Source organism: Aequorivita sp. IT1282 (genome assembly GCF_058068205.1).
Window position 1 is genome coordinate 479848 of the sequence record NZ_JBYRHR010000001.1, and the last position, 23803, is coordinate 503650.

The 23803-nt window shown below is 37.4% G+C and carries 18 protein-coding genes; 12 read left to right on the forward strand and 6 right to left on the reverse strand.

The genetic code is table 11. The features are described from left to right. Positions 1 to 220 precede the first annotated feature (220 nt). Positions 221 to 1291 carry an acyl-CoA reductase gene (locus AC3RVG_RS02265; protein WP_489689808.1) on the reverse strand — a complete coding sequence of 357 codons (1071 nt, stop codon included), beginning with the start codon at positions 1289 to 1291 and terminating at the stop codon, positions 221 to 223. Positions 1292 to 1354: 63 nt separating this feature from the next. Between AC3RVG_RS02265 and AC3RVG_RS02270 the strand changes: the two genes are divergently transcribed. Beyond that, positions 1355 to 1705, forward strand: a complete 351-nt coding sequence (locus AC3RVG_RS02270) for a 4Fe-4S binding protein (RefSeq protein WP_489689809.1) — start codon at positions 1355 to 1357, stop codon at positions 1703 to 1705. Between the two features lie 92 nt (positions 1706 to 1797). On the opposite strand, the gene AC3RVG_RS02275 is transcribed toward AC3RVG_RS02270, so the two are convergent. Continuing rightward, entirely contained in the window at positions 1798 to 4518 is a 2721-nt protein-coding gene (locus tag AC3RVG_RS02275; protein WP_489689810.1) for a TonB-dependent receptor, read from the reverse strand. Positions 4519 to 4757: 239 nt separating this feature from the next. Beyond that, entirely contained in the window at positions 4758 to 5231 is a 474-nt protein-coding gene (locus AC3RVG_RS02280; RefSeq protein ID WP_489689811.1) for a hypothetical protein, read from the reverse strand. A 202-nt stretch (positions 5232 to 5433) separates the two neighbouring features. On the opposite strand from AC3RVG_RS02280, the gene ychF reads away from it, so the two are divergent. Beyond that, entirely contained in the window at positions 5434 to 6528 is a 1095-nt protein-coding gene (gene ychF / locus AC3RVG_RS02285; RefSeq protein WP_489689812.1) for a redox-regulated ATPase YchF, read from the forward strand. An 83-nt stretch (positions 6529 to 6611) separates the two neighbouring features. On the opposite strand, the gene AC3RVG_RS02290 is transcribed toward ychF, so the two are convergent. The 3 genes from AC3RVG_RS02290 to AC3RVG_RS02300 form a co-directional block, all read right to left on the reverse strand. Then, positions 6612 to 7619 (reverse strand): phosphatase PAP2 family protein, encoded by a 1008-nt coding sequence (locus AC3RVG_RS02290; RefSeq protein ID WP_489689813.1) that lies wholly within the window; start codon positions 7617 to 7619, stop codon positions 6612 to 6614. 87 nt (positions 7620 to 7706) lie between these two features. Next, positions 7707 to 7997 carry a chaperone modulator CbpM gene (locus tag AC3RVG_RS02295; RefSeq protein ID WP_489689814.1) on the reverse strand — a complete coding sequence of 97 codons (291 nt, stop codon included), beginning with the start codon at positions 7995 to 7997 and terminating at the stop codon, positions 7707 to 7709. Beyond that, positions 7997 to 8908, reverse strand: a complete 912-nt coding sequence (locus tag AC3RVG_RS02300) for a DnaJ C-terminal domain-containing protein (RefSeq protein WP_489689815.1) — start codon at positions 8906 to 8908, stop codon at positions 7997 to 7999. The genes AC3RVG_RS02295 and AC3RVG_RS02300 overlap by 1 nt, the downstream gene beginning before the upstream one ends. Positions 8909 to 9189: 281 nt before the next feature. Here AC3RVG_RS02300 and AC3RVG_RS02305 point away from each other — a divergent pair, with 281 nt between their 5' ends. From AC3RVG_RS02305 to pdxH, 10 genes are all read left to right on the forward strand, one after another. Further along, on the forward strand, positions 9190 to 11040 hold the full coding sequence (locus tag AC3RVG_RS02305; RefSeq protein ID WP_489689816.1) for a DNA topoisomerase IV subunit B: 1851 nt from the start codon (positions 9190 to 9192) through the stop codon (positions 11038 to 11040). Between the two features lie 188 nt (positions 11041 to 11228). Further along, positions 11229 to 13910 (forward strand): DNA gyrase/topoisomerase IV subunit A, encoded by a 2682-nt coding sequence (locus AC3RVG_RS02310; RefSeq protein ID WP_489689817.1) that lies wholly within the window; start codon positions 11229 to 11231, stop codon positions 13908 to 13910. Positions 13911 to 14153: 243 nt separating this feature from the next. Further along, entirely contained in the window at positions 14154 to 16004 is a 1851-nt protein-coding gene (rpsA, locus tag AC3RVG_RS02315) for a 30S ribosomal protein S1 (protein WP_489689818.1), read from the forward strand. 200 nt (positions 16005 to 16204) lie between these two features. Further along, positions 16205 to 18664: a zinc-dependent metalloprotease gene (locus tag AC3RVG_RS02320; RefSeq protein WP_489689819.1), complete on the forward strand. Its 2460-nt coding sequence runs from the start codon at positions 16205 to 16207 to the stop codon at positions 18662 to 18664. Between the two features lie 196 nt (positions 18665 to 18860). Further along, complete coding sequence (pyrR, locus tag AC3RVG_RS02325) at positions 18861 to 19400, forward strand: bifunctional pyr operon transcriptional regulator/uracil phosphoribosyltransferase PyrR (RefSeq protein ID WP_489689820.1); 540 nt, start codon at positions 18861 to 18863, stop codon at positions 19398 to 19400. Positions 19401 to 19478: 78 nt separating this feature from the next. Beyond that, positions 19479 to 20408, forward strand: coding sequence for an aspartate carbamoyltransferase catalytic subunit (locus AC3RVG_RS02330; RefSeq protein ID WP_489689821.1), 930 nt, complete (start codon positions 19479 to 19481; stop codon positions 20406 to 20408). A gap of 62 nt (positions 20409 to 20470) precedes the next feature. Then, on the forward strand, positions 20471 to 20806 hold the full coding sequence (locus tag AC3RVG_RS02335; protein ID WP_489689822.1) for a ribonuclease Z: 336 nt from the start codon (positions 20471 to 20473) through the stop codon (positions 20804 to 20806). A 93-nt stretch (positions 20807 to 20899) separates the two neighbouring features. Beyond that, positions 20900 to 21805 (forward strand): ribonuclease Z, encoded by a 906-nt coding sequence (locus tag AC3RVG_RS02340; RefSeq protein WP_489689823.1) that lies wholly within the window; start codon positions 20900 to 20902, stop codon positions 21803 to 21805. Positions 21806 to 21856: 51 nt separating this feature from the next. Continuing rightward, positions 21857 to 22984, forward strand: coding sequence for a T9SS type A sorting domain-containing protein (locus AC3RVG_RS02345; protein ID WP_489689824.1), 1128 nt, complete (start codon positions 21857 to 21859; stop codon positions 22982 to 22984). A gap of 152 nt (positions 22985 to 23136) precedes the next feature. Continuing rightward, a complete protein-coding gene (pdxH, locus tag AC3RVG_RS02350; protein WP_489689825.1) occupies positions 23137 to 23781 on the forward strand; it encodes a pyridoxamine 5'-phosphate oxidase in 645 nt (214 codons plus the stop codon). Positions 23782 to 23803: the final 22 nt, after the last annotated feature.

Genomic DNA, 23803 nt, shown 5'->3' on the forward strand with positions numbered 1-23803 from the left:
AGTGTTAAAACTAGGTGCATTTAAAACGCAATCTTATATTACTAATTGATGAATTATGACGCATAAACTGTAAATAGCACAGTAATTCACTGACTATTAATAGATGCTTTTCTTTTTAAAAGTTTCGAATTTATAATTCGAAGCAATTTTTTTTTCGAAAAAAACATAGTACAAAGATGTGAATTATGAGGCTAAAAATGTGGTAATTATGATTTATTTATCAATCAAGTTTCAACAGAAAATCTACAGTATCTACACCATCGGCATAATCCCATAATTCTGGGTTTTGGGCTTTTCCAAAAGGAATTTCGTTTGGAATTTCTGCTTTCGAAACGATACATTGAATGTTTAATTCGTTGTTTTTCAATTCTTTTTTTAAACTTTCCAAAGAGGTATATTTTTCATAAAATACTATCGAGATAGGTGAGGAGAAGCCAGTGTCTTCCTTCAGTAGCATAAATTCATTGTCTAATAATGGAAAGCTATCCATTAAATAAACTGCCTTGTTATAATCGTAATTGTTGATGTATTTGTGATTGTGAATTATTTCTTTCCAACTGTACATTGCTTTAAAAAACGGTTCGAAATCGTAGTTTTCGGGAATGTATATTTTTGAAACATTGCGACAGCCAAGTCCAAAATAGCGGAAAATATCGTCTGCTAGTACTATTAATTCTTCTTCAGTTTCATTGCCTGTTAAGACCGCGACTGAATTTCGGTTTTTTCGAATAATATTCGGGTATTTCCCAAAATAATAATCAAAGTAGCGCGCCGTGTTATTGCTTCCCGTGGCGATTACAGCATCAAAGTTTTGAAGTCTTCCTTCGGTAAATTCAATGTAATTTTTAAATTCTGGTTCAATAGAAATTAAATAGTTTGCAAGAAATGGCAATAGCGTTTTATCGTTGGATGAAAGTTTTGCCAAAACTTTATTACCCGTAATTAGCACCGACAGAAAATCGTGGAAACCTACCAAAGGAACGTTTCCGGCCATAATAATTGCAACGGTTTTTTCACCATTCGCTGTGGCTTTTGACGATGCCGAATCGGTTTCTTCAAAGTTATATTTTGAAATCCATTGCGTCAAGTTTTCTTCCGAAAGCGCTTGTCCCCAACTTCTTAATGCAAAATTTATATTTTCTTGATTGAACCAACCATTTTCTGCTTCAGCCTTTTTCAGAATGTTATAAATTTCTATTTTGTTTTCTCCCAAAGGTTCAGGATTGTTGGCAATTTCAAGGAGAAATTTTCCTAAATTGATAAAAGCGTTAATTTTGTCTTTTAATTGCATACTTCTTTTGGTGTTACCCTTTATAGGCATTAAATTTGCACAAAGTTAGAAAAAGTAAATACCATGGCAATTATTATCACGGACGAATGTATAAACTGCGGTGCTTGCGAGCCTGAATGCCCTAATACTGCAATCTATGAAGGTGCAGACGATTGGCGTTACGCTGATGGCACAGATTTAGAAGGCAAAGTTGTACTGCCAAACGGAAAACAAGTGGATGCCAATGAGGCACAGGAGCCGGTGAGCGATGAAATTTATTTTATCGTAGCAGATAAATGTACCGAATGTAAAGGTTTTCACGATGAACCGCAATGTGCGGCCGTATGTCCAGTAGATTGCTGCGTACCAGATGATGAACACGTAGAGTCTGAAGAAGTATTATTAGCGAAGCAAGCATTTATGCACAAAGGTTAATTGATTTATTAAAAACATTCTAATATAAAATCGCCCCTCAAACGTAAGTTTGAAGGGCGATTTTCATTGTGAGTAATTATAAATGTGAAATATTAAAAATTGTAATTAACACGAGCATAATAGAAAGCACCGCCAAATCCCATTTGCACAGAATCCCAATATCCACCGCCTTCTGTCCAGTCATCTTGCTGGTCTGGATAAACATTGAAAAGGTTGTTTGATCCAACATTCAATTTTATATTATCTGAAATCTCAAAACCTAAATTAAGATCTGTCACAAATTTTGATGAATACGTATCTGTGGCAGCTATAATTTGATTTTCAAAACCGCCATAATCGCCAGCAGATTCAAACATTTGGAAATCTAAAAGTTTAACTTCACTAAAACGTGTTGCGGTTAAAGCAGCATTAAACCACTTTCTTTCATAAGTTAAGATTCCAACCAGTTTACTTTCTGGAGCTGAAGCTAATAAAAATGCTTTATCTCTTTCCCCGAAAAATGTTTGCTCGGCCAAAATACCATTATTAACATGTGTAATAGCCATATTGTTGAAATTCGCCAGAACAGATACGCCCATAGTGTTATCATCAAAATTCTCTTTATACGTCAAAACCACATCAAGTCCTGTGGTTTCTGTATCTACACCATTCACGAAAAATTGTGCAGAATCTACATTATCAATTTGTGGAGCAGGGAAATTTCCTGTTAAAACAATTCGATCTCTAACGTCTATATAATAAAGATCGGCAGTAGCTGTGAATTTTGAAAAGTTAGCTGTGAAACCCAAGCTGGCGTTGGTGGATGTTTCTTCTTTCAACTGTCCAATACCAAAAGAAGCCGTAACTGGGCTATTGTTTGGAGATAATAATTGATCGCTTGCAACGCCACCAATAAAATTGGTAAACCTCAGGTTGTAATACTTCTGTGCTAATGAAGGAGCTCTAAAGCCAGTACTAATGGAACCTCTAGCGTTTATATTTTCGGTAGCTTTATAACGCATTGCAAGTTTTCCGTTAATAGTGCTTCCAAAATCGCTGTAATTTTCAAAACGTCCGGCAGCACTTATTAAAAAGGCTTCGCTTAAATCGAATTCCCCATCAGCATATATTGAAACGTTAGAACGGCTTCTGTCCACCTCATTCGCTGGGCCATATCCCGGAAAACCTTGAGAACCACCTGGTCTTAATATTTGGTTACCATCATCATCTAAAATAGGGTTGCCATCGTTGTCTCTATAAATTACTATGTCGGCTTCGGGTGTATTAGCATTTACAGCAACTCCGTTAACATCGTACGTTGCATATGAGCCTTCTTCACCTGCGAAAATTTTAAAATTTTCCGTTCTATATTCTGCCCCAAAGGCTAGGTTCATTCCGCTTAAAACGTCATCGTAATATTTTGAAAAGTCTAAATTCACTGTATTCTGCGACAATGTATGTCCACCAGCATCGAACTCATTGGGAGACCGATCTACCAAAGAAGCATTTAGCGTCCCTTTTATATAGTAGTGAAAATTGTTAATTCCGTAAGCGTTGCTAATATCTATTTTCCAACCAGTATCTGTTTCGGTTTTAACACCTGCAACTACTGAATTGTCTGTGATTATTGAAGTAATTCGCGGCGTGTAACCATTTGGATAAATTGATTCAACAACCCGATTACCATCATTTCTGGTGAATGCGTATGCATCGGTATCTCTATAATTTCTACCTCCGAATGCATAAATTTCAGTTTTTTCTCCAACGGGAATTCCAACATTTCCCATTAAATTGAAACCTTCGATGGCTGCTTCACCAAACCCTTTTCTGAAATCGAAAGTAGGTCGTAATGTTTTATTTTTATTAATATATTCAGTTGTAAAATTCGCAAAACCACCTTTTTCGCCAATAGCAAAGCCATAGTTAGCACCAAATTTTACTGAACCTCCATCAAAACTTTTATCTTTTCCAATTGCATTTCCGTCTTTATCTGTATCAAGACGAAAACCATCTGTATTCCATAAACCGTAATCGCCATCGGTAAAAGCGCTTGTGTCTACATCTGCATTATTGCTGTAAGCTCCATAGGAAACACTTCCGGTTAATTCATCTACATTGTCTTTAAGAACTATGTTTATAACACCTGCAATAGCATCACTACCGTATTGTGCTGCGGCTCCATCGCGTAAAACCTCTATTCTTTTAATGGAGCTCGCTGGGATTGCGTTTAAATCTGTACCCGTGTTACCACGACCTCGTGTTCCAAAAACATTTATTAACGAAGATTGGTGTCTTCTTTTACCATTTATTAGAACCAAAGTTTGGTCTGGTCCTAAACCTCGAAGAGAAGCGGGGTCAATATGGTCTGCACCGTCTGAACCTGATTGTTTGCTAGCGTTAAAAGATGGCGCTGCGTATTGTAAAAGTTCGTTTATTTCTACTTTACCTACTTGTAAGGTTGTGTTTTCTACGTCTATTACGTCTATTGGAACCGCAGAATTTACTACTGTTCTTTTTGGGCTACGTGAACCCACGAGCATAACATCTGCTAAGGATTCTCCTTCAGTAAGTGTAACTTGAATATTAGTTTGCCCGTCTACTTCAATTTCTTGGGTATTAAAACCAACGTAGCTAAAGGTTAACGTGGCATTTTCTTTTACCTCAATTTTAAAAACACCGTCTATAGATGTTGTAGTTCCATTTAAAGTTCCTTTTTCAACCACATTCACAAAGGAAAGCGGGATTCCAGAGTCATCGGTTACCGTACCGGAAACGTTTACTTGCGAGAATGCAAAACCGCAAATAAAAAATAATAAAAGTGTAATTTTTTTCATTGGTTGTTGTTTTTAATGTTAGTTAATTGTTAAAGTTAGCTAAATAATTTATTGTTTGGGCTGTTTTAGATTCAATTTATAAACAAGGTTTTGCACATAAATTTGAAGGACATAGCGCTAACGAATTATCTAACATAACAACCACACAGTATATTTAATGGGGAAAGGTTTAAAAAAATTCAAAAAAAAATCCGCCCCAATTAAGGGGCGGATTTTACTTATGCAATAATCAAAGTTATTTAATCTGTTTTCAATTTTGCCATTCCATCAGGTCTTTTTGTTAACTCAGCTCTTCTTGCTTCAAGTTCCTTTTGTTGCGCCATTAATTTTTCTTGACGCAATTTTTCGGCTTCTTTAGCAGATTTTTCTTTTAGTTCTGCAATATTTTTAGCAAGTTCTGCTTCCTGTTGTTGCTTAATCGCTATTTGCTGGTTTTGGTTTGCAAGATCATAAGATACATCGTCCTTTACCATTTGTGTAGCAATATCTTTTTTCTTTACAACTTCAGACGATTGATCTTGCTTATCTGTACCTTCAACTTGAATCGTTTCACTATCTATTTCAGTCTGCTCCATTACCTTTACCTTCACATCAGTTCCCTTTTGGGTTACTTTTTTTACAGTGGTAGTAGATTGAACATCCTTGTTTACTTGGGCGTTAATTGCCGTTATACTTATAAAAGCTAAGGCAAAACTTAAAATTACTTTTTTCATAATTATTGGTTATTTACGGTTTACCGAGTAAAAATAACCCTATTATCGTTAAACTCCTGTGAATTAATAGTGAAATAAAACCTAAACTTTTTCTTGAAAGCATTTAAATCAAACATTGATAGTCTGCTTTGAAGATGTATATTTGCACCCTCGTAAACCGAAGCAATTTTATGTGCGGTTTGCCCTTAAAAAAATATATTAGATGAAAGCAGGTATCGTAGGATTGCCAAACGTTGGAAAATCCACTCTTTTTAATTGTTTGTCGAATGCAAAAGCGCAGAGTGCAAATTTTCCATTCTGTACTATTGAACCAAACATAGGTGTTGTAAATGTGCCAGACGGCCGTTTATTAAAACTTGAAGAATTAGTAAAACCCGAACGTGTTCTTCCTGCAACAGTTGAAATAGTTGACATTGCAGGTCTTGTAAAAGGAGCAAGTAAAGGTGAGGGCCTTGGTAACCAATTTTTGAGCAACATTCGCGAAACAGATGCAATTCTACACGTTTTGCGTTGTTTTGATGACGATAATATTATTCACGTTGATGGTAATGTAAACCCAATTCGCGATAAAGAAACTATCGATATTGAGCTTCAATTGAAAGATTTGGAGACTGTCGACAAAAAGCTTGAAAAGGTTAAACGTGCTGCTCGTACCGGAAATAAAGAAGCTCAAAAAGAAGAAACGGCACTTTTAAAAGTGAAGTCTGGATTAGAAGCTGGTATTTCTGTTCGTGCAATAGCATTAACCGATGAAGAACGCGAAGAATATATTGTAAACGCGCAATTTATTACAGACAAACCAGTAATGTACGTTTGTAATGTAGATGAAAATTCTGCAGCAACTGGAAATGCCTACGTTGAAAAAGTGAGAGAAGCCGTTGCCGGAGAAAATGCTGAAGTTTTAGTTTTGGCAGTTGGTACAGAAGCAGATATTACCGAATTGGATACCTTCGATGAGCGCCAAATGTTTTTAGAAGATTTAGGACTTGACGAAGCTGGTTCTGCAAAATTGATTCGTAGCGCTTATAAATTATTAAATCTTCAAACCTATTTTACCGCAGGAGTGAAAGAAGTTCGCGCTTGGACAATTCCCGTTGGTTCTACTGCGCCACAAGCCGCTGGGGTAATCCATACAGATTTTGAAAAAGGCTTTATTCGTGCTGAAGTTATTAAATATGACGATTTCGTAACTTTTGGAAGCGAGGCCAAAGTAAAAGAAGCTGGAAAAATGGGCGTAGAAGGGAAGGAATACATCGTAAAAGATGGCGATGTAATGCATTTCCGTTTCAACGTTTAAAGAGAGACTAGATATTAGATTTGAGACGTGAGATTTAAGAAAATTAAAAATTTACTTTTTATCTCACGTCTCAAATTTCACCTCTAAAAAGTATATCTAAAAGCCATTCCGTTATAGCTGTCTCCGTTGAAACTAGTTCCGGAGCTTGGATAAATATCTACATTTTCCATTTTCTTTTTATGTAGCTCTGGAATTAATATTCCTGTACCGGCACCTAATACATATCCTACTAAAACATCAGTTAAAAAATGTTGCCCGGCTTCAATTCTTAAAAGACCTACTGCTGCGGGAAGTGTAGCGGCACCTGCCCAAACAAATACTTTTCCACTTGCATCTGGGTTAAAATCGCTGTAAGCTTTTGCCGCAAAAAAGGTTGCTGTTGCAGTTGCAGCTACATGTCCAGAATAAAAGGATCGCTGCCCATTGTTTTTAAAACGTCTATCTTCACTAGTATCGCCACTGTTATCATAAACATAAGGACGACTTCTATCTACTAATCCAGCGGTAATGGTGTAAAGTGCAGCAGTTGTTGCCAAACTTTCAATATATAACCCAATATACTGCCCCGTATGATCGTTAATTTCATCGTCAAAAAGAAGTGCGAAAGGCGCTACAAATGACAGGGCAAAAGGAATATCGCTCATTGCACTAGCATTTTCGTTATGTTTTCCAGCAGCCCATTGATCTAAAAAATTCAATTTATCAATCTTTTTTTGAAGGCTAACTTCATCTAAAAATTGTGCGCGATCGGCAATTGGTAAATCCTTTTTATCTTGGATAAGTATGAGTCCGTATGCACTGGCGCCAAGAGCTGTTCCTGTCCAAATTCCATCGCGGACCCATTTCCATTCGTAGGGAGAGTCGCTTTTTTGTGTTTGTAAACCAGTTTCCACTTTTGGCTGAAAACTATTTTGGGTAGAAATTTGCTGATAATTTTGACTGCTAACAATAACTGAATCAGAAACTGAACGTCCAATTCGTTGAGAATTAGTTATAGTATTGTTTAATGTGTCAGTGGTAGTTGGCACAGATTGCTGCGCATAAAAATTTGCTGTAGCAAATATTGCGAATAGTAGGATGGTTTTTTTCATATACGGATAAAGGTATGAGTTTGTGAAATCGAAAAAATTCAATTTAACATTTCCATAAGAAGAATTTACCGTAGTATTTGCAATTGGTTATTCGTACAACCGCAATTTTTTTTGAAGTAAATTCATTTCCTTTTCCATTCTATTTATGCGCTTCAGCATTTGTTTAATGGCGTCCAATCCTTCGAAATTAATACCTAAATCGTTATGTAGTCGAAACATACGCTCAATTTCCGAAATGTCCTTTTCGTCAATAAAAGCATCGTTTTGCTTCTCTTCAAAAGTAATGAGTCCAAACTCGTGAAGCCTTTCTATAAAAGCATCTTCAATTTGCGTGTGTTTGCAGTAGTGACTTACTAAAATATATTTTTCTCTAGCCATTATCTCAGTTTTGAAAGTTCATAAAACAGTTCTTTTTCTTTATCTGAAAGGTTTTTCGGAAGTTCAATTTTGTAAGTAATATAAAGATCGCCGTGTTGATCTTCCTTTTTATATTTTGGCAATCCTTTACCTTTCAGTTTAACTTTAGTGTCGCTTTGGGTTTCTGGTTTCACTTTTAATTTTACCGCACCGTTTAAGGTTTCAACAGTTATTTCTCCACCCAATAATGCGTTGTAAAGACTTATGTTTTCAGTTTTGTAAATATCGCTGCCCATTCTTTTAAAAGCTGTATTGTTGAAAATTTCGAAAGTAATTAATAAATCGCCTTTTGGGCCTCCATTCAATCCTTCGCCACCGTAGCCTTTTATTTTAATGGTCTGCCCATCTTCAACGCCAGCTGGGATTGTAAGTCTTATTTTTTTATCGCCAATACTAATAGTCTGTTTTTGGCTTTCTAAAACATCGGTTAAGTTTAAACGAAGGGTAGCGTTCATATCCTGACCTTTAAATTGCGAAGTTTGCCTTCTGCCACCACCTCCGCTAAAACCGCCACCGCCGCCAAACATCGATTCAAAAAAGTCTGAAAACTGACTTTCATCAAAACCTTGTCCTCCGCCTGAATAAGATCGTTGTCCGCCAAAGCCTTGCGAACCTTGCTGCTGTCTATTTTTTTTAAAAGTATCGGCGTGCTGCCAGTCTTTACCGTATTGGTCGTACTTTTTACGTTTTTCAGCATCACTTAAAACTTCGTTCGCTTCGTTTATCTTCTGAAATTTTTCTTGTGCAGTTTTATCATTCGGATTTAAATCTGGGTGTAGTTTTCTGGCAAGTTTGCGATAGGCTTTTTTAATATCGGCTGCTGTCGCACTTTTGTCCAGCCCAAGAACTTTGTAGTAGTCTATAAATTCCATTTAAGGTTTTTTGTTTAAGTGTTGAAATTATAAAAAGAATTGGAGCAATTCTATGAGAAGGATCATTAATTCACAAAAATTTAGCAGTCTCCCTAACCCCGAAAGGGGAACTATTGCCTAAATTCCTACACTTTGAGAAGGTTGGAGGGGACCTTACACTCTTTGGAGTTATGGAAACATTTTACTAACAATCATTTTCATTTTATTGTTAATTACTTTCACAAGTATTGGTTTCACAAGTGCTCGCGTATATTTATATTAGCCACCCTACACCCAATCTTATGTCCGATACACAATATACCGAAGACAACATACGCTCGCTCGACTGGAAAGAGCATATCCGGATGCGCCCAGGGATGTATATCGGGAAGCTCGGAGACGGCTCTTCGCCCGATGACGGTATCTATATTCTTCTAAAAGAAGTTATAGATAACTGTATTGATGAATTTGTAATGGGCGCTGGAAAAACCATCGAAGTGCGCATTAAAGATAAAGAAGTGAAAGTTCGCGATTACGGTCGTGGAATTCCTCTCGGTAAAGTGATCGACGTAGTTTCGAAAATGAACACGGGAGGGAAGTACGACAGCCGTGCTTTTAAGAAATCTGTCGGTTTGAATGGGGTTGGTACCAAAGCGGTAAATGCACTTTCATCCTTTTTCCAAGTAGAATCTATTCGCGACAATCAAATGAAAGTTGCAGAGTTTTCTTTGGGTGAACTTACAAACGACCTCGCAATTGAAGAATCGACAAAGCGAAAAGGAACAAAAGTAATTTTTATTCCGGACGAGAGCATTTTCAAAAATTTCAAATACCGCACAGAATATGTGCGAAAAATGCTGAAAAACTACGTCTATCTCAATCCGGGACTGACGATAGATTTTAATGGCGAAAAGTTTTATTCCGAAAATGGATTGAAAGATCTTTTGCAGGAAACTATTAGCGATGAAGATATGGCTTACCCGATTATTCACCTTCGCGGGGAAGATATCGAAGTGGCGATAACGCATAGTAAAACGCAATATAGCGAGGAATATCACAGTTTTGTAAACGGACAGAATACAACCCAAGGTGGTACGCATTTAGCTGCTTTTCGCGAAGCATTAGTAAAAACCATTCGTGAATTTTACAACAAGAATTATGATGCCAGCGATGTGCGAAAAAGTATAGTTTCAGCAGTTAGCATTAAAGTTACAGAACCCGTTTTTGAAAGTCAGACAAAAACGAAGCTTGGCTCAACAGATATGGGTGGCGGACTGCCAACGGTTCGTACGTTTATAAATGATTTCCTCAAAACACAGCTCGATAATTATCTTCATAAAAACCCAGAGGCGGCTGATGGAATTCAGCGTAAAATAGTACAAGCCGAACGTGAGCGAAAGGAACTAAGTGGAATAAGAAAACTCGCCAAAGACCGCGCTAAAAAAGCAAGTCTTCACAATAAAAAATTGCGCGATTGCCGCGTGCATCTTGCAGATATTAAAAATGAAAGAAACTTAGAATCTACTTTGTTTATTACCGAGGGAGATTCTGCGAGTGGTAGTATTACCAAAAGTCGCGATGTAAATACGCAAGCAGTTTTTTCACTTCGTGGAAAACCGTTGAATACATACGGAATGACCAAGAAAATTGTTTACGAAAATGAAGAATTCAATCTTTTGCAAGCTGCACTAAACATTGAAGATTCGATGGAAGATTTGCGATACAATAACATCGTAATTGCAACAGATGCCGATGTGGACGGAATGCACATTCGATTATTGCTAATTACATTCTTTCTTCAATTTTTCCCTGAATTAATAAAAGAGGGACATTTGTATATTTTGCAAACGCCGCTATTTCGCGTTCGAAATAAGAAGAAAACTATCTATTGCTATTCCGAAGAGGAGCGAAGAGACGCGATGGAAGAATTAAAGCCAAAACCAGAAATAACCCGCTTTAAAGGTTTGGGTGAGATTTCGCCGGATGAGTTTGTGCATTTTATAGGAAACGACATTCGTTTAGATCCTGTAATGCTGGACAAATCTATGAGCATTGAAGAATTACTTTCGTTTTATATGGGAAAAAACACGCCCGATAGACAGGAGTTTATTATTGAAAATTTGAAGGTGGAATTGGATCGAGTGGAAGAATAATTAATGTAGGCTCGCGATTTATCGCGTGCAATTGGCAATATATCGTGTGCCAATCGTGAAAATAAACCTTTGTGAATCTCTGTGAAACCTCTGCGCAACTCTGCGTAATAGCTATAGTACAGAGGTTCACAAAGAACCACAGAGTTTCACAGAGGAAAAAAATAGAAAATAAAGAATACAGAATATAAATGAGTGACGAACTCGACAATAACGAAGAACAACAAAACACAGGCCCAGATTATTTGGGTGTAAACGACGATACTTCTGGTGAAACCATTAAAAAGGTAACCGGAATGTACCGCGACTGGTTTTTGGATTATGCTAGCTACGTAATCTTAGAACGTGCGGTGCCTGCAATTGAGGATGGTTTTAAACCTGTTCAGCGTCGTATTATGCAGTCCATGAAAGATTTGGACGATGGGCGCTACAACAAAGTTGCAAACATTGTTGGGCATACTATGCAATATCACCCGCACGGGGATGCCAGTATTGCGGATGCGATGGTGCAAATTGGACAAAAAGATTTACTGATTGATACCCAAGGTAACTGGGGAAATATTCTTACTGGCGACAGCGCAGCAGCTTCCCGATATATTGAAGCACGAATTTCAAAGTTTGGTTTAGATGTAGTTTACAACCCAAAAGTCACTAAATGGCAAGCTTCCTATGATGGGCGTAGAAAGGAACCGATTAATCTTCCAGTAAAGTTCCCGTTGCTTTTAAATCAAGGTGGGGAAGGGATTGCAGTTGGACTTTCAACTAAAATACTTCCGCATAATTTTCTTGAACTTATTGATGCTTCAATTAAGCATTTGCAAGGCAAAAAATTTCAGATTTATCCAGATTTCCCTACGGGTGGAATTATGGATGTTGCCAATTATAATGATGGTATGCGAGGAGGAAAAATCCGAAGTCGTGCAAGAATTAACCAGCTTGATAAAAACACACTCGTAATTACCGAAATTCCCTTTGGAACCAATACTTCATCGCTGATTGATACTATTCTGAAAGCGAATGAAAAGGGGAAAATAAAAATTAAGAAAATAGAGGATAATACCGCTGCTGAGGTTGAAATCCAAATCCATTTACCCAGCGGAATTTCACCTGACAAAACCATTGATGCGCTTTATGCTTTCACGGCTTGTGAGTCGTCTATTTCGCCTTTGGGCTGTGTAATTCAGGATAATAGACCGTTGTTTGTTGGTGTTTCGGAAATGCTTCGCGTAAGTACCGATCGCACGGTTGAGCTTCTTAAAAGCGAACTTCAAATTCAATTAGATGAATTGGAAGAGCAGTGGCACTTTGCTTCTTTGGAACGCATTTTCATTGAAAACAGAATTTACCGCGACATAGAAGAGGAAGAAACTTGGGAGGGGGTAATTGCCGCGATAGATAAAGGTTTGAAACCGCATACCCAACATTTAAAGCGAGCTGTAACCGAAGAAGACATTGTGCGTTTAACTGAAATTCGAATTAAAAGAATTTCTAAATTCGATATTGATAAAGCACAACAAAAGATTGATGCGCTGGAAGATAGCATCGCTCAGATAAAGCATCACTTAGCACATTTAATTGAGTATTCAATCGACTATTTTAAACGACTGAAAAAAGATTATGGCGCTGGAAAGGAACGTAAAACAGAGATCAGAACCTTTGATGATATTGAAGCTACCAAAGTTGTAATCAGAAATACAAAACTCTACGTAAATCGCGCAGAAGGTTTTGTAGGCACGAGCTTAAAACGCGATGAATACGTTACTGATTGCAGCGATATTGACGATATTATTGTCTTCACAGAAGATGGTACAATGATGGTTACCAGAGTGGACGCCAAAACTTTTATTGGTAAAAATATTATTCACGTGGCTATCTTTAAAAAGAAAGACAAGCGCACCATTTATAATATGGTGTATCGCGACGGAGCACGTGGCGCAAATTACGTGAAACGTTTTGCAGTAACATCTACTACGCGCGATAGAGAATACGATATGACCAATGGAAATAAAGGCTCTAAAGCGCTTTATTTTACAGCGAATCCGAATGGGGAAGCTGAGGTTGTAACCATATTTTTACGCCAAAGCGGAAGTATTAAAAAGCTAAAATTCGATTTAGATTTTGCCGATCAATTAGTGAAAGGAAGAAATTCAAAAGGGAATATTGTCACTAAATATTCTATCAGAAAAATTGAATTGAAAGAGAAGGGACTTTCCACGCTAAAGCCTCGTAAAATATGGTTCGACGATTCTGTACAACGTTTAAATGTGGACGATAGAGGTGAGCTTTTAGGTGAATTTCGCAAAGAAGATAGATTGCTTATCGTAAACCAAAAAGGTATTGTAAAAACCGTAATCCCAGACATTCAGCTTCGTTTTGATGATGATGTAATTATTCTTGAAAAGTGGGACCCTAAAAAGCCGTTGAGCGCTATTTATTGGGCAGGCGAAAAGGAGTTGTTTTATGTAAAGCGTTTCTTAGTAGAGCATCCTGATAGAGATGAAACAATTATTTCGGATCACCCCAATTCATATTTAGAAAAAATATTTACCGATTACCGTCCAATGGCCGAAGTGATTTTCGCCAAAAAAAGAGGGCAGGATAGGGAAGAAAACTTAGAACTAAATCTGGAAGAGTTTATCGCCATTAAAGGAATTGCAGCGATGGGGAATCAGCTTACAAAAGATAAAGTTTTGGAAATAAACGCCATGGAATCTTTGCCATACGTGCCGCCATCACCAGTAGAACCTGAAGAAATAGATGTTGTTGATGAAGAAGATTTAGCTTCAGAAGATGAAAATTCACAGGATGAAACTGATTCAGATAAAGAAGACGATTCAAAAACAGGCGAAGGCGGACAGGGGCTGTTGTTTTAACTCTTCAAAAAAACATTAGAAATTCTCACTTTCAACCACCAAACCTTTTGATTTTCAAAAGAAAAACATTATTTTTGCACCCCTCTTAGCGACGAGTCAAGAATAAGAGCTATTAAAACAAAACAAAAAGAACCCTTCTGTGGGATAGTCGCATTAAAAACTTGTAACAAAGCAGAATACAAAACATTGATTTTTTGTCATTTCCGCGAAGGCGGAAATCTCAGAAATCAATTTCACAAACAAATGGCTGATAAAGCAAACAAAGAAGAAGTGCAGGTAGAAGATACCGCAACTCAAAACGAGGAAGCTACAAAACCTCAAAAGGAAGTTTCTCTTAAAGAGAGCAATCCAGACAAATTTCTTGCAGATTTTAACTGGCACAACTATGAAGAAGGAATTGATCCTATCGACGATGGTAAGCTGGAAGAATTTGAAAAATTGGTAGCAGCGAATTTCGTTGACACTTTGGATGACGAAGTTGTTGAAGGAAAAGTGGTTTTCATTACAGATCGTGATGCAATCATTGACATTAACGCGAAAAGTGAAGGTGTTGTTTCTTTAAACGAATTCCGTTACAATCCAGATTTAAAAGTTGGTGACAAAGTAGAAGTATTGATCGACGTTCGTGAGGACAGTACAGGTCAATTAATTCTTAGCCACCGTAAAGCTAGAACCATTAAGGCTTGGGATCGCGTAAATGCTGCCCATGACGAAGCTACAATCGTAAACGGTTACGTAAAATGCCGCACAAAAGGTGGTATGATCGTAGATGTTTTCGGTATCGAAGCATTCTTACCAGGTTCGCAAATTGATGTTAAACCAATCCGCGATTACGATATTTACGTTGGTAAAACAATGGAATTCAAGGTTGTTAAGATTAACCACGAATTTAAAAACGTTGTTGTTTCTCACAAAGCGCTTATTGAAGCGGATATTGAAGAGCAGAAAAAAGAAATCATCGGCCAACTTGAAAAAGGTCAAGTACTTGAAGGTGTTGTTAAAAACATCACTTCATACGGAGTATTTGTTGATCTTGGTGGTGTTGATGGACTTGTTCACATTACAGACCTTTCTTGGTCACGTATCAACCATCCAAATGAGATCGTTGAACTTGATCAGAAATTGAACGTTGTAATTCTTGATTTTGATGAAGATAAAACACGTATCCAATTAGGTCTTAAGCAATTGAATCCTCACCCATGGGAAGCTCTTGGTGAAGAGTTGAAAGTTGGTGATAAAGTAAAAGGTAAAGTAGTTGTTATTGCAGACTACGGTGCATTTATTGAAGTTGCTGAAGGTGTTGAAGGTCTTATCCACGTTAGCGAAATGTCTTGGTCTACACACTTACGTAGTGCACAAGATTTCGTAAATGTTGGTGACGAAGTTGAAGCGGTAATCCTTACAATGGATAAGGAAGAGCGCAAAATGAGCCTTGGTATCAAACAAATGACTCCAGACCCATGGACTGATATTACTACTAAATACCCAGTTGCTTCACGCCACAAAGGTATTGTACGTAACTTCACAAACTTTGGTGTTTTTGTTGAATTAGAAGAAGGTATTGATGGTCTTATTTACATAAGCGATCTTTCTTGGACTAAGAAAATCAAACACCCAAGCGAGTTTACCAACATTGGTGACACTCTTGAAGTTGTTGTATTAGAATTAGATGTTGAAGGTCGTAAACTAAGTTTAGGTCACAAACAAACTGAAGAAAACCCTTGGGATAAATACGAAGCTGAATTTGCTGTTGGAACTAAGCACACTGCTGCAATTGCAGAAGTAGTAGACAAAGGAGCAACAATAAACTTTAACGAGGATATCGTAGCATTCGTACCAAGCCGTCACCTTGAAAAAGAAGATGGTTCTATGTTGAAGAAAGGTGATGAAGCAGAATTCCAAATTATTGAGTTCAACAAAGAATTCAAGAAAGTGGTTGCTTCACATATGATCCTTCACAAAGAAGAAGAAGCGAAAATTGTAAAAGAAGCTGTGAAAAAACAAGCAACTTCTCAAGAAGAGGCAAAAACCACTTTAGGTGATGCTAACTCTGCGCTTCAGGCACTTAAAGACAAAATGGACGGTAAAGTATAATCGTATCATTTTATAAATACTAAAAAGCCTTCCGGAAACGGGAGGCTTTTTTTATTGGGTTAAATTGAAAATATAAAGCTATTTGAAATCTGGAGTCACTTTTTCTTCAACTCAAAATCTGAAGAAATAATTAAAATTGCTTGAAAGTGTATTCTATAATTACAAAATTGACTAATTTCAAAACTTTTTTAAATCAAAAGATGAAATTAAGAATTCTTACACCGCTACTGCTTTTATTGACGCTCTCTTGCGCTACTCCAAAAAAAGCATCGAAAGGCAAAGCTGAAACTGCCGAGAAAAGTTCAGACAAAGATAAGGTTGCAATTAAACCTTACGGTAAAGTAATAACCAAGGAAGCCAAAACAGACGACGGGCTGTTTAAAGTGCATACCGTAAAAGAAGAATATTTCTACGAAATACCAGATTCACTTTTTGGAAGAGAAATGTTGATGGTAACACGTATTGCAAAAACTGCGACCAATATAGGTTTTGGTGGCGGAAAAACAAACACCCAAGTGCTTCGTTGGGAAAAAAGACCAAGCAAAGTATTACTTCGGGTGGTTTCGCATCAAATTTTTGCAGCAGATTCGCTTCCAATTTACGAAGCGGTGGTAAATTCAAATTTTGAACCCGTTCTTTTTTCATTTGATATTAGAGCTTTCGGAAAAGACAGTACTTCAACAGTTATTGATGTAAACAAACTTTTTGAAACGGACGTAAGACCTTTAGGAATGCCGAATGAGTATCGTGAAAAATATAAAATCACAAGTCTTGAAAAGGAGCGTTCGTATATAGAAACAATCAAATCTTACCCATTAAATATAGAATCGCGCCACGTAAAAACGTATGCTGCCAAAGAAGCTCCAAGCAATTCAGACTTAGGTTCAATTTCTGTAGAAATGAACAACAGCATGGTTCTTTTGCCTAAAGTACCAATGAAGAGGCGCTATTTTGATGAGCGTGTGGGCTGGTTTGCTCGCGGACAAACAGATTACGGTCTAGACAACCAAGAAAGTAAAACCATAAAATATCTGGACAGATGGCGATTAGAAGTTAGAGATGAAGACAAAGCCGCTTTTGAAAGAGGAGAATTAGTAGTTCCGAAGAAGCAAATAGTTTATTACATAGATCGTGCAACTCCCGTAAAATGGAGACAATACATAAAACAAGGAATTGAAGATTGGCAAGTAGCTTTTGAAGCTGCTGGTTTTAAAGAAGCAATTATCGCGAAAGATCCGCCAACTATTGCAGAAGACCCAGAATGGTCGCCAGAAGATGTGCGTTATTCTGTGGTTCGCTATTTGGCTTCACCAATCCCAAATGCAAATGGACCGCACGTAAGCGATCCGCGTAGTGGGGAGATATTGGAGAGCGATATAAACTGGTATCACAACGTTATGACCTTATTGCGCAACTGGTTCTTTGTGCAAACAGCTGCAATAAATCCAGATGCAAGAGGCGTAGCCTTTAAGGATGAAATTATGGGAAGATTGATTCGTTTTGTTTCTTCGCACGAAGTAGGTCACACATTAGGCTTGCCACACAATATGGGTAGCAGTGTTGCCTTTCCTGTAGATTCGCTGCGTTCTGTAGATTTCACTAAAAAGTACGGCACAGCGCCTTCTATTATGGATTATGCGCGTTTCAACTACGTAGCACAACCTGGAGATGGAGATGTTGCGTTAATGCCAAATATTGGTGTTTACGATAAATATGCCATTGCTTGGGGTTACAAACCATTGCCAAATTTATCTGCAGAAGAAGAAAAGAAAACTTTGGATTCTTGGATTCTTGAGCACGCTGGCGATCCAATGTATCGTTTCGGGAAGCAGCAATCTGGCGGTGTAATAGATCCGAGTAGCCAAACTGAAGATTTAGGCGACGATGCCGTAAAAGCAAGTATGTACGGTATTGCAAACTTAAAACTCGTAGTTCCAAAACTTATTGAATATACTAAGGAAGACGGGAAGGATTACGAAGATCTTTCAAAAATGTATGATCAGATAGTTGGGCAGTTTAATAGATATATGGGTCACGTGTCGGCAAATATTGGCGGTGTTTATGAATACTACAAAACATACGATCAAGATGGTGCTGTTTATACTCATGTTCCAAAAGCGAAACAGGAAGAAAGCATGGTTTTTGTACAGGAGCAGCTTTTTGCAACTCCGCAATGGTTGCTTGACGAAGATATTTTCAATAAAATTCAATTTGACGGTAGTGTTGAAAATGTAAGACAATTGCAAGCTAAAACACTCGACAATATTCTTGATTTCGGAAGAATGGCGCGTATGATTGAAAACGAATCTATTAATAAAAGTGAAAGTTATTCGTTGCTTGAAATGATGGAAGATTTGCGAAACGGAATCTTTAGCGAACTTAAAACAGGAAAAGCAATTGATACGTATAGAAGAAACCTACAACGTGCATACATTGACAGGCTGGCGTATTTAATGACGAATGAGCAGGAGGGAAGAAATCGCACTAAGGTAGATGTAAACCAAAGCGACATACGTTCTGTAGCTCGCGCAGAGCTTAAAACGCTGGAAGATGATATTCGGAAAGCATCTGGAAGAACGAGTGATAAAATGAGCAGAATTCATCTGTTAGACTTGCGGGAGCGAATTAATATTATTTTAAATCCGTACGCTAAACAGTAAAAGGAATTTTATTTTTTGAAAACGAAATGGCCTGTCTTAATAAGAGACAGGCTTTTTTTTTGAAGGAGATTTAAAAGTTCTGCAGCCTAATTCCGCAATCATTTTTAATCGAAATTAAATTCTTCACTTTTAAAAAAATAAAAATGTATTTTTGTCTCCAGTGCCGATAGCTATCGGTATTAATTCAGACTTTCCTATGAGCCAAAAAGTGTTACTGAACGCGACCGAGATAAACATTGCGCTTAACCGTTTGGCTTGCCAATTGATCGAAAAACACGACGATTTCTCCAAAACCGTACTTATCGGAATTCAGCCGCGCGGGGTTTTTCTAGCTGAAAGACTAAAAACACTGCTGGAAACCGAATACCATATTAAGAATATAAAACTAGGGTATTTGGACATAACTTTTTTTCGAGACGATTTCCGAAGAGGTGATAAACCGCTGGAAGCCAACAAAACCCGTATCGATTTTATTATTGAAGATAAAAATGTTGTTTTTATAGACGATGTTCTTTTTACAGGAAGAAGCATTAATTCTGCGTTAACAGCTATGCAATCCTTCGGAAGACCTTTGGAGATTGAGCTGTTAACATTAATTGATCGTCGTTTTAGTCGTCATTTGCCTATTCAGCCTGATTATCGTGGCAGACAGGTAGATGCTATTAATGGCGAAAAGGTAAAAGTTTGCTGGAAAGAGAATGATGGGGAAGATGCTGTTTACCTTGTTAAAAGTTAGTTGTTTAATGATAATTGTGAAAACCAATAGCAATAAACGGATAACAGAAAATTTATAACCGATAACAGATAACCGAAAATGGAACTAAGTGTAAACCACTTATTGGGAATTAAATACATCACCGAAGCAGATATTCAACTCATCTTCGAAACGGCAGATCATTTTAAGGAGGTTATTAATAGACCCATTAAAAAAGTCCCTTCCCTTCGCGATATTACCATTGCCAATCTTTTTTTCGAAAACAGTACCCGAACAAAACTTTCTTTTGAACTAGCTGAAAAGCGTCTCTCGGCAGATGTAATTAATTTTGCATCCTCCAGTTCTTCGGTTACAAAAGGCGAAACGCTAATTGATACCGTAAACAATATTCTTTCAATGAAAGTGGATATGGTAGTAATGCGCCATCCCAATCCGGGAGCGGGAGTATTTCTTTCAAAACACGTAAAAGCAAGTATAATTAACGCTGGCGATGGCGCACACGAACACCCAACACAGGCACTGCTCGATGCCTATTCAATTCGAGAAAAGTTGGGCGATGTGGCAGGAAAAAAAGTTGTAATAGTTGGTGATATCCTTCATTCACGAGTTGCATTGTCTAATATTTTCGCACTTCAAAAACTTGGAGCAACGGTTAAGGTTTGTGGCCCTAAAACGCTAATTCCGAAATATATAGAGAAACTTAATGTGGAAGTTGAAACCAACCTTCGCAAAGCGTTGGAATGGTGCGATGTGGCAAATATGCTTCGTGTGCAAAACGAACGGATGGACATTAGTTATTTCCCAACAACTCGAGAATACACCCAGCAATTCGGATTAAATAAAGCAATTCTTGATTCGTTAAATAAAGAAATCGTAGTGATGCACCCAGGCCCAATTAATCGCGGCGTGGAAATTACTAGCGATGTGGCGGATAGCAAACAATCTATAATTTTAGGACAAGTTCAAAACGGTGTTGCCGTTAGGATGGCGGTAATTTATTTATTGGCTTCAAAAATTGGTAAAAACTAAATATTAACTATAAAAACACGTCGAAGTTTATTCTGTTTAATAAACAAAAGACAACTAATTTTATGAAAATTGAGAATCACCCAAATTTCGTGGTCCTTGAGGATGAAAAGGACGATATAATAGACTTTGCCTCGTTTATCGAGAGTCAAGTTCCTTCAAATTACAAAGGTCAAAACGTGGTTTTGAATCTTTTGAAATACGATTCAATAGAGCTGCCGCATTTATTGCAGTTTATCAAAACTTCTAACCTCCACCGCAAAACAAAGCAATCTTTTATAATCGTTAATGACGCAATAGAAATTGACGAAATACCTTTTGAAATGATCGTTGTTCCAACTCTCCGAGAAGCGGGAGACATCGTTGAAATGGAAGAGATTGAAAGAGACTTAGGGTTTTAAAAAAAGTTTGTAGCTTCAGTTTACAGTTACAGGTTACTATTATGCTACACCTATATACTTTTGCCAACTGCCACTGCTACTGAAAACTTATTTATGAAACTAACAATCCTAGGATGTCATTCCGCAACACCAACAGCCTCAGCCCACCCAACGTCGCAGGTTTTGGAAATAAAGGGACATTTGTTTTTGATTGATTGTGGTGAGGGTACGCAAATGCAACTACGAAAATGCAGAGTTAAATTTTCCCGAATTAAGCATATTTTTATTTCACACTTACACGGCGATCACTTTTTTGGATTGCCAGGTTTAATTTCCACTTTTCTGCTTTTGGGTCGGGAAGCGGAATTGCACATTTATGGCCCAAATGGTATAAAGGAAGCTATTTTACTTCTCCTAAAATTAGGGAAATCGTACACCAATTATCCGCTCTATTTTCACGAGTTGGAAGAAACTACTCCCCAAATTATTTTTGAAGATGATAAGGTTACTGTAGAAACAATACCGCTAGATCACAGGGTTTATACCAACGGATTTCTTTTTAAAGAAAAACCGGACGACCGAAAATTAGATGTTGAAAAGGCCCGAAAACTCAATATAGATTTAAGCTATTACAACAAGATAAAACAAGGTTTTGATGTTGAGAATAGGGCGGGCAAACTGATACCCAATAAAGAAATAACTTTTGATCCGCCACCGCCAAAAAGTTACGCCTATTGCAGCGATACGGCCTATTACCCTGAAATAGTGCCTCAAATTGAAAATGCGACAGTTTTATACCACGAATCTACTTTTTTGGAAGAGCACCACCATCTTTGCGATAAAACCAAACACAGTACTGCAAAAGAGGCTGGAGTGATTGCCAGAAAGGCAAAGGTTGGAACTTTAATACTCGGTCACTACTCCGGACGTTACGGCAATTTGGAGCTTTTCCGAAAAGAGGCGCAGGAGGTATTTGATAATGTGGAATTGGCCGAGGACGGGAGAGTCTTTGTGTTCTGAATTATTTATTTGTATTTTTATTGCAACCACCATCTTGTTATTTATAGAAATATGAAAAAAACAGTTCTCCTTTTTTTACTGCTGCCGACAATGATGATTAGTTATTCACAATATACATCTATTCCAGATCCTTTTTTTGAAAATTTTTTAGAAGCCAACGGCATGGGTGATGGCGTACCGGGAAATGGGCAGGTGCTTACCGCAAATATTGAAAACGTGATTACCTTAGATCTTGATTCTCAAATTGGGGTTACAGATTTAACTGGAATAGAGGACTTTATAGCACTCGAATGGTTGGATTTTAGTTATAATTTGGTGGAACAGGTAGATCTTTCACAAAATACAATGCTTAAAACGCTGGGCTGCACATTTAATCCATTGACCAGTTTGGATTTGTCGAACAATACACAATTGGAGTGGCTTAGCTGTCAAGGCAGTCAATTAACTAGTTTACTGTTAAATAGTCAAATGTTAGTGGTAGTGGAGTGTTTTGAAAATTATTTGACATCACTCGATTTATCCAATGTGCCATCTTTGATTGAAATTGATTGTAGCCAAAATCAAATTTCAGCATTGGATCTTTCTCAGAATCTTTTTTTAGAAGTACTTTCTTGTTCTTCAAACAATATTGCCTCTTTAGACACCTCTAATAATCCAGAGCTTTTTTATTTGGTTTGTGGTAGAAACGATATAGAGAGTTTGGATCTAACTCAAAATCCTGCCCTAACACTCTTATTGGCTCCATTTATGCCCCCATTAAATCATCTAGACCTACGCAACGGTAATAATGAAAATATAGGCTCCTTCAATGTTTTTGGCACAGATAACCTACAATGTATCTTTGTGGACGACGCCAGTGCCACCTATCTGGATGATTGGTACAAAGATCCGTTTACCACTTTTGTGAACAACGAGGCGGAGTGTGATGCTTTGGGAAATCAAGAATTTGTTGTGGTGCCATTCAGGATTTTTCCCAATCCGGCAAAAACCTATTCTAATATTTCGTCGAAAGTAGAAGGTGAGTACTCATTGATTTCCGTGCAGGGTAAAATAGTGCGTTCGGGCACTCTGAATGTCGGGCTATCCAGAATTCCGGTTGATGGACTTTTAAGTGGGCTTTATATTTTAAGGGTCTTTTCAGCTAATGGTACTACAACCCAAAAAATAGTAGTGGAATAGTTTTTTCAAAAAAAAAGATAATTCGTCTTTAGCTCCGCTTCAATCTTGTTTTCAATTTCTTTTTCAATTTCAACCATAATTTTAATACATATTTAATATCCCACTGTTTTATAGCTTCGCTAAAACTCTTAACTTGCGTTAAAACTTTTGCAATGGCCGAAAAACTTCACGAATACCGAAAATCTTACGAAAAAGGAGCTCTTTCTGAAACATCGGTTGATGAAAACCCGATGCAACAATTTAGAACTTGGTTTTTTGAAGTGAAGGATAGCGGCGGCGTAGATGAAGTAAATGCTATGACCATTGCTACCATCGGTGCCGACGGTTTTCCGAAGGGTAGAGTAGTGCTATTGAAAAAATACGACGAATACGGTTTCTATTTTTACACCAATTACAATAGCGAAAAGGGCAAATCTATAGCTAATAATAACAAAGTTTCGCTTTCGTTTTTTTGGCCAAATATGGAACGGCAAATAATTATAAAAGGAATGGTTGAAAAAACTTCGGAAGCAGATTCTACCAATTACTTTCATTCCCGCCCAAAGGGAAGTCAGTTGGGCGCTGCGGTTTCGCATCAGAGTACAGTGGTAGCATCGCGCGAAGTTTTAGAAAAAAATCTTGCTAAGCTCGAAAATGAATATAATAACAAAGAAGTGCCAAAACCAGCCGATTGGGGCGGATATTTGGTAAAACCTATATCAATTGAATTCTGGCAAGGCAGGCCCAATAGGCTGCACGACAGGATTCGTTATACTTTAAAAAATAACGATTGGCTAATTGAGAGATTAGCACCTTGATTATTTACGATTAAAGAATTAA

What these genes read in the sequence shown, in the direction of transcription:
- AC3RVG_RS02265 (WP_489689808.1), bottom strand. Translation starts at nt 1,291, where the DNA reads ATGCAATTAAAAGACAAAATTAACGCTTTTATCAATTTAGGAAAATTT.
- AC3RVG_RS02270 (WP_489689809.1), top strand. Translation starts at nt 1,355, where the DNA reads ATGGCAATTATTATCACGGACGAATGTATAAACTGCGGTGCTTGCGAG.
- AC3RVG_RS02275 (WP_489689810.1), bottom strand. Translation starts at nt 4,518, where the DNA reads ATGAAAAAAATTACACTTTTATTATTTTTTATTTGCGGTTTTGCATTC.
- AC3RVG_RS02280 (WP_489689811.1), bottom strand. Translation starts at nt 5,231, where the DNA reads ATGAAAAAAGTAATTTTAAGTTTTGCCTTAGCTTTTATAAGTATAACG.
- ychF (WP_489689812.1), top strand. Translation starts at nt 5,434, where the DNA reads ATGAAAGCAGGTATCGTAGGATTGCCAAACGTTGGAAAATCCACTCTT.
- AC3RVG_RS02290 (WP_489689813.1), bottom strand. Translation starts at nt 7,619, where the DNA reads ATGAAAAAAACCATCCTACTATTCGCAATATTTGCTACAGCAAATTTT.
- AC3RVG_RS02295 (WP_489689814.1), bottom strand. Translation starts at nt 7,997, where the DNA reads ATGGCTAGAGAAAAATATATTTTAGTAAGTCACTACTGCAAACACACG.
- AC3RVG_RS02300 (WP_489689815.1), bottom strand. Translation starts at nt 8,908, where the DNA reads ATGGAATTTATAGACTACTACAAAGTTCTTGGGCTGGACAAAAGTGCG.
- AC3RVG_RS02305 (WP_489689816.1), top strand. Translation starts at nt 9,190, where the DNA reads ATGTCCGATACACAATATACCGAAGACAACATACGCTCGCTCGACTGG.
- AC3RVG_RS02310 (WP_489689817.1), top strand. Translation starts at nt 11,229, where the DNA reads ATGAGTGACGAACTCGACAATAACGAAGAACAACAAAACACAGGCCCA.
- rpsA (WP_489689818.1), top strand. Translation starts at nt 14,154, where the DNA reads ATGGCTGATAAAGCAAACAAAGAAGAAGTGCAGGTAGAAGATACCGCA.
- AC3RVG_RS02320 (WP_489689819.1), top strand. Translation starts at nt 16,205, where the DNA reads ATGAAATTAAGAATTCTTACACCGCTACTGCTTTTATTGACGCTCTCT.
- pyrR (WP_489689820.1), top strand. Translation starts at nt 18,861, where the DNA reads ATGAGCCAAAAAGTGTTACTGAACGCGACCGAGATAAACATTGCGCTT.
- AC3RVG_RS02330 (WP_489689821.1), top strand. Translation starts at nt 19,479, where the DNA reads ATGGAACTAAGTGTAAACCACTTATTGGGAATTAAATACATCACCGAA.
- AC3RVG_RS02335 (WP_489689822.1), top strand. Translation starts at nt 20,471, where the DNA reads ATGAAAATTGAGAATCACCCAAATTTCGTGGTCCTTGAGGATGAAAAG.
- AC3RVG_RS02340 (WP_489689823.1), top strand. Translation starts at nt 20,900, where the DNA reads ATGAAACTAACAATCCTAGGATGTCATTCCGCAACACCAACAGCCTCA.
- AC3RVG_RS02345 (WP_489689824.1), top strand. Translation starts at nt 21,857, where the DNA reads ATGAAAAAAACAGTTCTCCTTTTTTTACTGCTGCCGACAATGATGATT.
- pdxH (WP_489689825.1), top strand. Translation starts at nt 23,137, where the DNA reads ATGGCCGAAAAACTTCACGAATACCGAAAATCTTACGAAAAAGGAGCT.